The following is a 1943-nucleotide window of genomic DNA, read 5'->3' as shown; positions in this document are numbered from 1 at the left end:
TTGGTTTTTATCGGGCGTTTCCAGCCATTTCATTGTGGACACAAGGCAGTCATTGACGAAGCGCTCAAACGCTCTGATGAAGTGATTATGCTGATCGGCTCCGCCAATCTACCGCGCAGCTTACGTAATCCGTTTAGCGTCGCTGAACGCGCTGCGATGATTAAGGGCGCTTATTCAGCAGAAGACGCCGCTCGTATCCATTGCGTTGGTCTAGACGATGCGCTCTACAATGACACGCGCTGGCTACAATATGTCCAAGCAGGCGTAAAATCGGTGACGGGTGACTTGCAAACAGATATTGGCTTGATTGGTCACTCAAAAGACAGCTCATCATATTACTTATCGCTGTTCCCTAACTGGGCATCGGTGTCAGTACCTAATTATCATAACTTATCAGCCACGCCTATTCGCGACAGCTATCTGATGGGCGCTACGCCAACACCTGAGCGTACGCCTGAGTCAACACGCAACGTTCTCGATGAATTCAAAAAAACGGACGACTATCATCAATTGCATGAAGAAGCAGACTTTATTGATAAATACAAAAGACAGTGGCAATCTGCCCCCTATCCGCCGACCTTTATGACGGCTGATGCGTTGATTGTACAGTCGGGGCACATCTTGCTAGTCGAGCGACGTAGTATGCCAGGACGCGGACTGTGGGCGCTACCAGGTGGATTTTTAAACCCAAAAGAGACACTATTCGACGCTTGTATTCGTGAGCTGCGTGAAGAGACGCGCCTCAAAGTCCCTGAGCCTGTATTGCGTGGTTCTTGCCATAGTCAGCATACCTTTGACGATCCGTATCGTTCAGCGCGCGGACGCACGATTACCCAAGCCTTTTACTTCCAACTCAAAAATGACCCAAAAGGGCTGCCAAAAGTAAAAGGCGGCGATGATGCGACCAAAGCATTTTGGTTACCATTGGCAGAGCTTGATGCCAAAATGATGTTTGAAGATCATTATGCGATTATTACCAAAATGGTTGGGTTGTAGTTTTTCGTTATTGGACGGATGAGCAGGTCATGGTCAAATCAGCCCTCATTGATATCTACACAATGTATTTTTTAACTTTTTATACCAGTGCCGATAGACGGCACTCAACCGCCGCCACTGTCCTTTCAACGCAGCTGCGGCATCTCAAAGCAGAGGAGTTCTGTGATGTACACCAGTAATCTAAACAATTTAATCTTAAATAGTGACAGCTATAAAACCTCACATTGGGTGCAATACCCAAGTGGCAGTGAATATCTGTCCAGCTACATTGAAGCGCGCAAAGGCGACTATGATGTGGTGTTCTTCGGCTTACAAGCCTTTATAAAAGAGTACCTAAGCACCCCTATCACGCACCAAGATATCGACGAAGCCGAAAAAGTGGTTAGAGCACATGGCTTGACTTTTAATCGTGCGGGCTGGGAGCACTTGATTGAAAAACACAACGGCTACCTGCCACTGCGTATCCAAGCCGTTCCTGAAGGCAGCATCGTTCCGGTATCCAATGTAGTCTGCCAAGTTATCAACACTGATCCTGAGTTTTATTGGCTACCAAGTTATATCGAAACAGCGCTATTACGCGCAATTTGGTATCCATCGACGGTCGCTAGTGTTTCTCGCTATTGCAAAGAGATTATCCGTCAAGCGCTAGAAAAGTCAGCAGACAATACAGAGTCGCTGCCTTTTCGCTTACATGACTTTGGCGCGCGCGGCGCATCCAGCCAAGAAACGGTTGCCCTTGGTAGCTTGGCGCATTTGGTGAACTTTGCTGGTACCGATTCAATGACAGCACTCATTGCGGCCAGCCGCTGGTATCAGATGGCTGATGACATGCCTGCGTTTTCTATCCCAGCGGCTGAACACAGTACGATGACGGCATGGGGACGTGATGGCGAAACCGCTGCTTTTCACAATATGATTGAGCAATTTGGCGGCGAAGATAAAGCTTT

At 48.0% G+C, this 1943-nt stretch carries 3 protein-coding genes; all 3 read left to right on the top strand.

What is annotated here, in order from left to right; all coding sequences use genetic code 11:
* Positions 1-996: bifunctional nicotinamide-nucleotide adenylyltransferase/Nudix hydroxylase (locus ACS8FC_RS13935; RefSeq protein WP_439297198.1), on the top strand; the 996-nt coding region annotated here is incomplete at its 5' end.
* Positions 997-1025: 29 nt separating this feature from the next.
* On the top strand, positions 1026-1175 hold the full coding sequence (locus ACS8FC_RS13930; RefSeq protein ID WP_439297197.1) for a hypothetical protein: 150 nt from the start codon (positions 1026-1028) through the stop codon (positions 1173-1175).
* The coding region (locus ACS8FC_RS13925; protein WP_439297196.1) for a nicotinamide phosphoribosyltransferase domain-containing protein at positions 1162-1943 on the top strand (782 nt) is incomplete at its 3' end. The genes ACS8FC_RS13930 and ACS8FC_RS13925, both read left to right, overlap by 14 nt.

Source organism: Psychrobacter sp. 1Y4 (assembly GCF_051847555.1).
Note: the sequence above shows the minus strand (reverse complement) of the source record. Positions and strands in the feature narration are given on the sequence as shown.

What these genes read in the sequence shown, in the direction of transcription:
- ACS8FC_RS13930 (WP_439297197.1), top strand. Translation starts at nt 1,026, where the DNA reads ATGGTCAAATCAGCCCTCATTGATATCTACACAATGTATTTTTTAACT.